Source organism: Pseudoxanthomonas mexicana, from assembly GCF_010093385.1.
GTDB classification, from domain to species: domain Bacteria; phylum Pseudomonadota; class Gammaproteobacteria; order Xanthomonadales; family Xanthomonadaceae; genus Pseudoxanthomonas_A; species Pseudoxanthomonas_A mexicana.
This window is the reverse complement of sequence record NZ_PDWV01000087.1, coordinates 1-7,946: the sequence shown is the minus strand read 5'-3', so window position 1 is coordinate 7,946 and position 7,946 is coordinate 1. Positions and strand designations below refer to the sequence as shown.

8 protein-coding genes and 1 pseudogene are annotated in these 7,946 nt (G+C 70.8%); 4 read left to right on the top strand and 5 right to left on the bottom strand.

Annotated features, from left to right (window positions below):
* Window positions 1-128: 128 nt before the first annotated feature.
* A complete protein-coding gene (locus CSC76_RS18335) occupies window positions 129-1,157 on the bottom strand; it encodes an NADP-dependent oxidoreductase (protein WP_162111397.1) in 1,029 nt (342 codons plus the stop codon).
* Between the two features lie 143 nt (window positions 1,158-1,300).
* On the opposite strand from CSC76_RS18335, the gene CSC76_RS18330 reads away from it, so the two are divergent.
* Window positions 1,301-2,167, top strand: a complete 867-nt coding sequence (locus tag CSC76_RS18330) for a class I SAM-dependent methyltransferase (RefSeq protein ID WP_162111396.1) — start codon at window positions 1,301-1,303, stop codon at window positions 2,165-2,167.
* A gap of 39 nt (window positions 2,168-2,206) precedes the next feature.
* Here CSC76_RS18330 and CSC76_RS19355 read toward each other — a convergent pair.
* Together CSC76_RS19355 and CSC76_RS18320 are read right to left on the bottom strand one after the other, a co-directional pair.
* Window positions 2,207-2,964: pseudogene (locus CSC76_RS19355) on the bottom strand (anti-sigma factor family protein).
* A complete protein-coding gene (locus CSC76_RS18320; RefSeq protein ID WP_162111395.1) occupies window positions 2,961-3,485 on the bottom strand; it encodes a sigma-70 family RNA polymerase sigma factor in 525 nt (174 codons plus the stop codon). The pseudogene CSC76_RS19355 and the gene CSC76_RS18320 overlap by 4 nt, the downstream one beginning before the upstream one ends.
* A 145-nt stretch (window positions 3,486-3,630) precedes the next feature.
* On the opposite strand from CSC76_RS18320, the gene CSC76_RS18315 reads away from it, so the two are divergent.
* From CSC76_RS18315 to CSC76_RS18305, 3 genes are all read left to right on the top strand, one after another.
* Window positions 3,631-4,740, top strand: coding sequence for a catalase family peroxidase (locus CSC76_RS18315; RefSeq protein ID WP_162111394.1), 1,110 nt, complete (start codon window positions 3,631-3,633; stop codon window positions 4,738-4,740).
* Entirely contained in the window at window positions 4,737-5,318 is a 582-nt protein-coding gene (locus CSC76_RS18310; protein WP_162111393.1) for a cytochrome b, read from the top strand. Before CSC76_RS18315 ends, CSC76_RS18310 begins: the two co-directional genes overlap by 4 nt.
* Before the next feature lie 73 nt (window positions 5,319-5,391).
* Window positions 5,392-5,928 carry a pseudouridine synthase gene (locus CSC76_RS18305; protein WP_162111392.1) on the top strand — a complete coding sequence of 179 codons (537 nt, stop codon included), beginning with the start codon at window positions 5,392-5,394 and terminating at the stop codon, window positions 5,926-5,928.
* Between the two features lie 18 nt (window positions 5,929-5,946).
* On the opposite strand, the gene CSC76_RS18300 is transcribed toward CSC76_RS18305, so the two are convergent.
* Complete coding sequence (locus tag CSC76_RS18300; protein WP_162111391.1) at window positions 5,947-6,327, bottom strand: hypothetical protein; 381 nt, start codon at window positions 6,325-6,327, stop codon at window positions 5,947-5,949.
* Between the two features lie 313 nt (window positions 6,328-6,640).
* Window positions 6,641-7,946, bottom strand: a 1,306-nt coding sequence (locus tag CSC76_RS18295) for an ATP-dependent helicase C-terminal domain-containing protein (protein ID WP_274382109.1), incomplete at its 5' end; no start/stop codon positions are given.

The following is a 7,946-nucleotide window of genomic DNA, read 5'->3' as shown; positions in this document are numbered from 1 at the left end:
GCTCGACCGCGCGGGCTCAAACGGGCATGTTTATGCAGGTTCATCCGGGGCTCCTGGGGGCTGGGTTGGCTTCGCAACCCCCATCTTCCAGAGATGCCCCGGATGAACAACCTACCGAGAGATCACATCTAGAGCTTCACCACCACCTTGCCGAAGTTCTCCCCGCGCAGCAGGCCGATCAGCGCGCGCGGGGCGTTCTCTAGGCCTTCCACGATGTCCTCGCGGTAGCGGATCTTCCCGTCGGCGAGCCATCCGCCCATCTCGCGCAGGAACTGCGGATACAGTGCGATGAAGTCGTGCTGGATGAAGCCGCGCACGGTCAGGTGGCGGGTCAGGATCTGGCTCATCAGCCACGGCATGCGGTCGGGGCCGGGCGGCAGCGTGGTGTCGTTGTAGTGCGCCACTAGGCCACACACCGGGATGCGGGCGAAGTCGTTGAGCAGCGGCACGACCGCGTCGAAGACCGCGCCGCCGACGTTCTCGAAGTACACGTCGATGCCGTCGGGACAGGCGGCACGCAGTTGGTCGGCGAAGTCCGGCGCACGGTGGTCCAGCGCCACGTCGAAACCGAGTGCGTCGTGCAGGTAGGCACGCTTGGCCTCGCCGCCGGCGATGCCGACGGCCCGGGCGCCCTGCAGTTTCGCGATCTGTCCCACCGTCGCGCCGACCGGGCCGCTGGCCGCGGCGACCACAACGGTTTCGCCCGGTTGCGGTTTGCCGATCTCGTGCAGGCCCACATAGGCGGTGAACCCGGGCATGCCGTACACGCCCAGTGCGGTGGTCAGCGGCGCGGCACGCGCATCCAGCCTGCGCTTCAGCAAGCGGCCATCGGCGACGGCATGCGTCTGCCAACCGCCGTGCGCCAGCACCATGTCGCCGGCGCGGAAGTCGGGATGGCGCGAATCGATCACTTCCGACACGGTGCCGCCGTCCATCACCTCGCCGATCTCGACCGGCTTGGCGTAGGAACGGCCGGCATTCATGCGGCCGCGCATGTACGGGTCCAGCGAGAGGTAGCGGTTGCGCAGCAGCACCTGGCCCTCGCCGGGCACGGGCAGCGGCACGTGTTCCACACGGAAGTCGTCGGCGGTCGGCTCGCCGCGCGGACGCGCGGCCAGCACGATGCGGGTGTTCTGTGTGGCGTCGTGGGCGGTCATGAGCGATCTCCGGGGCAGCCAGGACAGGCAGTCTAGCGATGCCGCGCCCGCGTGCGGTGAAGCGTGCCCATGCTGCGACGGCCGCGATGCCCGGTGAACGGAGCGCGTGCTAGGCTCCGCGCACCTTTCTGGAGGGCTGACACATGACGATCCGCATTGTTCCGCTGTCCCTGGCGCTGGTGGCCGCACTGGCCGCATCGCAAGCGTCGTTCGCCGCATCGCCGGCCAAGCCCGCGGACGCCGCACAGGCGCTGCCTGCCGCCGACGCGGCCGCACTGGATGCGGCGCTGAAGGGCGCGTGGCGCGACCCGAAGAACGTGACTCGCGACGTGTACCGCCATCCGCGGGAAACCCTGTCGTTCTTCGGCGTGACGCCCACGCAGACCGTCGTGGAGATCACGCCCGGGGGCGGCTGGTATTCCGAGGTGCTGGCGCCCTACCTGAAGGCGAAGGGCCACTACGTCGCCGCCGTCGTGGACCCGGCGAAGGCGTCCGAGAAGAGCCGCAACTACTATCAGCGCAGCCTGGACGGGCTGCAGAAGAAGTTCGCCGACGGTCCGGCGCAGTTCGACAAGACCGCCGTGGTGAAGTACGACCCGGCCGCGCCGGTGTTCGGCACCGCAGGCTCCGCCGACGTGGTGCTGACTTTCCGCAACGTGCACAACTGGCGCAGCGCCAACCAGGCCGAGGGCATGTTCAAGGGCTTCTTCGCCGTGCTGAAGCCGGGCGGCGTGCTGGGCGTGGTGGAGCACCGGGCGAACCAGGACGTGGCGGCCGACGACGACACCGGCTATGTCAGCGAGGCGCAGGTGATCGCGCTGGCCGAAGCCGCCGGCTTCCGCCTCGACGCGAAGAGCGAGGTCAACGCCAACCCGAAGGACACCAAGGACCACCCGAACGGCGTGTGGACCCTGCCGCCGTCCAACAACCACCCGGAAGCCGACCGCGCGAAGTACCAGGCCATCGGCGAGAGCGACCGCATGACGCTGCGGTTCTTGAAACCGCGTTGAGTCGCGCCCGGTGCGGCCCGCCCGGGGCCGCACCGACGGTCAGCCGTTCTCCAGCAGGCGCGGCAATGCGCGCGCGGCGGCATCGGCGGCATCGCTGACCAGCGCGAAACTGGTGTCGCGGCGGGACCAGGACTGCGCCAGCAGGTCGCCATCGCGGCGGTGTCCATCGCCGGCCCGCCGGCCACGCGGCCGCAGATAGAAGCCGACCCGCGCGCCCGATCCATCCTGGTAGACCAGCATCGCGGCGGCGCCCTGTTCGGTCGACAGCAGGCGACCGCCCATCAGCCGGTAACCGGCCTGGCTGAGATCGGGTACACGCCCGGCCTCGCCGAAGTGACGCAGCAACCAGCGCTGCAGATCATCGGCGCGGCCGTATCGAATTCCATCGGCGGCGCATCGGCCTCGGCGAACTGGCGGTACGCAGCCACCGCATCCGCCATGGGCAGGTTCGAAGGCGACGGGCGTAGCTCGCGCATCTGCCAGCCCGCGCCACCGCCGATGACGAACGCAAACACCCATGAGGCGGCGATGCCCACGCGCCGGCGGCGCCGCGCCTGCAGGCCGCGCCTGACCTGTGCGGGCGTTAGCGATGCATTCGCGGGCCAGCGTTCGGGATTCGCGGCCAGCGCGCGCAGGCGTTCGGCATCGCGCTTCCAGCCTTCCACCTGGGCCGCGCGCTCCGGATGCGCCTCCAGCCAGGCGGCGACGACCGCACGGCGCGCGGGATCGAGCCGGCCGTCGACGTAGGCGTGCAGTTCGTCGTCCGTGGGTGCTTCGTGCAGGGTCTTGATGGTCATCGCAAGGCCTTCAGGGTGGACGTGGGCGGCGTTTCCTCCTGCATCGCGCGCAGTGCCTGGCGCGCGCGCGACAATCTCGACATCACCGTGCCCACCGGGATGCCCAGCGCGTCGGCGGCCTCGCGGTAGGCCAGCCCTTCCACGCTCACCAGCATCAGCAGCGCGCGCTGCTCGGGCGCCAGGCGGGCGAAGCCGGCCAGTGAACTGCGTGCGTCGAACACCTGCTCGGGCGTGGGTGACGTGGTGTCGTCCTCGGCGGAGAACAACCGTGCGATGCGCTTCCAGCGTGCCGCACGCCGGTGCTCGTCGACGAAGATGCGGTACAGCACCGAGAACAGCCAGGCCTGCAGCGCCGACGGGTCGCGCATGTCGGCGCCGCGCGTCAGCGCGCGCTCCAGCGTGGCCTGGACCAGATCGTCGGCGGCCGCGGCGTCGGATGCCAGCGAGCGCGCGAACCGGCGCAGCCGCGGGATCAGCGCGTGCAGGGTCTCGTCGTCCAGGGGAGGCGGTCGGGCGGGCATGGGCCGGTCAGGGCGGGAATGAGGGTAGGACGCACCAATATCCGGATTATTCCCGTCCGCGTATGCATCCGGATGCACACGCCCGGCGCGGGAATAAATCCGGCACCCACGCGTCCCACCGACATTCCACGAACAGGAGCCCCTCATGCCGCCCCTCCCAGACGATCCATCACCGCCCTCGCCGCCATCCCGCCCCTGGGGTCCCTGGGCCGCCATCGCCGGCCTGGTGCTCGGCCTGTCGTTGGCTTTCGCCTGGGTGGCGGGATGGATCGGGCCGGCCGCACGACTCACCGCACCGCGCCTGGTGGACGACATCGAGAACGGCAAGCCCTTCCCCGGCTTCCGGCGCGCGCACAGCCGGGGCGTCTGCGTGGCCGGCTACTTCGAGCCGAGCGCAGAGGCGGCCACGCTGTCGCGTGCACGGGTGTTCCGGCAGCCACGCACGCCGGTGCAGGGTCGCCTGTCGATCGGTGGCGGCGATCCCTTCGGTGCCGAAGCACAGGCGCGCGTGCGCAGCCTGGTGTTGTCGCTGCGGACCGATGACGGGCAGGAGTGGCGGATGGCGATGAACAGTTTTCCGTTCTTCGCCGTCGCCACGCCGGCGGGCTTCCACGCGCAGCTGCTGGCTTCGCGACCCGACCCGGCCACCGGCAGGCCCGATCCGGCGAAGATGGCCGCGTTCCTCGAACGGTATCCGGAAGCCGCCCGCTTCCAGGCCTGGGCCAAATCCGCGCCATGGTCGAGCAGCTGGGCGAATACCGAATACAACGGCGTGAATGCCTTCCGCTTCATCGATGCACAGGGGCGATCGCGCTTCGTGCGCTGGTCGATGCAGCCGCAGGCCGCGTTCGAACCGCTGGCCGCCACCACGCGCCAGGACGCCGAGGCGGACTATCTCCAGCGCGAACTGGCGCAGCGGCTGGCGCAGGGCCCGCTGCGCTGGGACCTGGTGGTCACCGAAGCAGCGGCCGGCGATCCGGTCGACGATCCTTCGCAGCCCTGGCCGGCGTCGCGCCCGACGCATGTGGCCGGTACGCTGGTGCTGGAGCGCAGCGAACCGCAGGCGACCGGCGCCTGCCGGGACGTCAACTACGACCCCACCGTGGTACCCGATGGCGTGGCGCTGTCCGACGATCCCATCCTGGCCGCGCGCGCAGCCGCCTACAGCATCTCGTTCAACCGGCGCGAGCGCGAAACCGCACGTGGCGATATCGCCAGGCCCGCGCCCACCCACGGCACGGAGGCGACACGATGAATCGCGGCGACCATTTCGACCTTTTCGCACGCGTGCTGCACTGGGGCATGGCGGTGCTGATCCTCGCGATGCTGTTCGTCGGCGTGGGCATGGTGGCGTCGCTGTGGCTGCGTCCGGTGCTGATCGCCCTGCCCCGGCCGCTGGGCATCGCGTTGCTGCTGCTGGCCGTGATCCGCCTGCTGTACCGCTGGCGTCATCCGCCGCCGCCGCTGCCCGCCTCGCTGCCGCGCGCGCAGGCGCTCGCCGCCAAGGCATCGCATGTGGCGCTGGACGCCGCCATGCTGGCGCTGCCGCTGCTGGGCTGGGCGATGCTGTCGGCGGGCGGGTATCCCGTGCGCATGACCTCGTCGTTCGCGCTGCCGCCGATCCTGTCGCCCGACCCGGCGCTGTACAGCCTGCTGCGGCAGGCGCACGGATGGATGGGCTATGCGCTGTTCGCGCTGATCCTGCTGCACATGGCCGCCGCGCTGCATCACGCCTGGGTGCGCCAGGATGGCGTGTTCGAGGCGATGGCGGGTGGACGATCCAGGACGGCGACCACGGCCGACCCGGATCCGGAAGCGCGACAGGAAGCATGAGGGCGATCGCGCGCTGGACGCGGCGCGCCGATGACGTTGCAATGCGCGCTGTCGTCTCTCCGGAAAACTCCGTGTGCTGATCGCCTTCAACAAGCCGTTCAACGTCCTGTGCCAGTTCACCGACCGCAGCGATCCACCGCGGCGGACGCTGGCCGGGTTCGGCCTGCCGCCGCGCGTCTATGCGGCGGGACGGCTGGACTACGACAGCGAAGGCCTGTTGCTGCTCACCGACGACGGTGCGCTGGCGAACCGGCTGACCGATCCGCGCCACAAGCAGCCCAAGACCTACTGGGTGCAGGTGGAAGGCACACCCACGGACGAGCAGCTCGACGCGCTGCGCCGTGGCGTGGTGCTGAACGATGGACCCACGCGTCCGGCGCAGGTGGAAACGCTGGATCCGGCGCCGGTGCTGTGGCCACGCGATCCGCCGGTCCGTTTCCGCAAGACGGTGCCGGATGCGTGGTTGTCGATGACAATCACCGAAGGCCGCAACCGCCAGGTCCGGCGCATGACGGCCGCCGTGGGCCGGCCTACGTTGCGGCTTGTACGCCTGGCGATGGGCGATGCCCGCCTGGGCGACCTGGCGCCCGGCGAATGGCGCCCGCTCTGACGCGGGCGCCCGCCGACATCAGCTTTCGGCAGAACGCGTCGTGCTGCGCGGCTTGCGCGGCGTGCCGGTCTTGCGCGCGGTGGACGTGCGGCTGGTGCCATTGACTTTGCGCGCTTCCACGCGGCGCGACTTGCCTTCGATCGGGCCGGTGGCCGGGTCCTGCTTGCGCTTGCGGTAGGCGACCAGCGCCAGCAGGCCCCCGCCGATGCCGGTGGCCACGGCGACCGCCGGGTTGCGGCGGGAGCAGTTCACCGCCAACTTTCCGCCGGTCTTCGCCACGCCCAGCGCGGCGCCGGTCTGCAGCAGCTTGTCGGCGCTGGGAACCGCATGCTTGAGGCTGGTTCCGGCCTGGCTGGCCAGCTCGAGTGCGCGATCGGTGATGGTGGTCAGCTTGCTCATGGAGTCTTCCCTGAAAGGGGTGGGGAGGACGCCAGTGTCCGGCGCTGGATGTTTACGTGGTGTTAGTTCCGCCGCCCCGCGCTGGCCGCCGGCTGAACGTGATGCGCGTCGAGCACGCGACCGCATAGCGAACTCGCGAGGCCGTGTGCGATGAGGCGAGCCTCATGCGGTCGTGCGCATGGCGCACGCTACGTACCGCGTGGCTTCGCCCGATGGGTGGCCTGGGCGCTCCAGGGATCGTCGGGCCGCGCCGAGTGGAATCCACCGCCACCGCAATACGTGCGCCGCCGCCGCGGCAGGCGATAACGACGCGTTACGTACCGCGCGGCTTCGCCCGATGGGTGGCCTGGGCACTCCAGGGATCGTCTGGCCACGGATGCTTGGGATACCGCCCCTTCATCTCCTTCTTCACCTCGGCATAGGTCGAGTTCCAGAAGTTGCGCAGGTCGGAGGTCACCTGCAGCGGCTTGCCGCCCGGTGACAGCAGGTGCAGTAGCACCGGTACGCGACCATCGGCCACGCGCGGCGTATCGGCGAGGCCGAACAGCTCCTGCAGCTTCACCGCCAGCACCGGCGGCTGGCCGTGCGCGTATTCGATGCGGCGCTCCATGCCCGAGGGCACGGTGATCCGCGTCGGCACGAGCACATCGATGCGCTGGCGCAGTGACCAGTCGAGGCCGGACTTCAGCGCGTTCGCCAGGTCGTCTTCGCCCAGTGCGTCCAGGCGGGTCTTGCCGGCGAAGGCGGGCTGCAGCCAGTCATCGAGCGTCGCCATCAGCGCGTCGTCGGATAGGTCCGGCAGGCCGAGGTCCGGCATCCAGTCGCGCAGGCAGCGCACGCGTTCGCGCCATTGCCGCAGCGATTCGGGCCACGGCAAGGCGTCCAGGCCCAGGTCGCGCACCGCGTCGGTCAGCGCCGCCGCAGCAAGCGCAGGATCGACGCGCCCGGCGGGTCGCGCGTCGAACACGATCTGGTCGAAGCGCGATTCGCGCTGCGCCGACAGCGCACGGCGCGACGCATCCCAGCGCACGGTGTCCTCGGTGACGAAGCGGTCGGCGAAGTCGCGCCGCAGGCACCGTTCGTCCACGGGTGCCGCGCGCTGCACCAGCGCGTCGCGTGCTTCGTGGCGCAGCTCACTGACGACGATCCACGGCTCACCGACCAGGGCGCCGTCGTCGAACAGCCGCGCGCTGCGTCCATTCGCCAGCAGGTAGCGACGCGCGTCCTGCGGATGCTGGAAGCCGATGCGGTCCGGGAAGGCATGCATCAGCACGTCGCCCAGGCGGTGCGCCTCCACCGAGGCCGGCGGCGCGGTGGCCTCGCGGACGCGGCGTCGCCACTGCTTCGCGGCGGCGTCGATCGCGGCCAGGCCCGAACGGTTCGCGTCCTGGGGCGCGCGGCCGTTGCGGAATGCCGCCAGCGCACGCCAGCGCGCGGCAAGCGCATCCCCGCCCATGCGCAGCGGATCGCGCGCTTCGACCAGCGCGGCGAGGTCACACGCCAGCGCGCGGTCCTCACCCTCGTCCGCCGACCGCAGCATCGCCGCGAGCCGTGGGGGCGTGCCGAGCGCGAGCGTGGGCTGCCCCCGGGGGCTGGGGGGGGTGGGTGCCGTGAGCGCG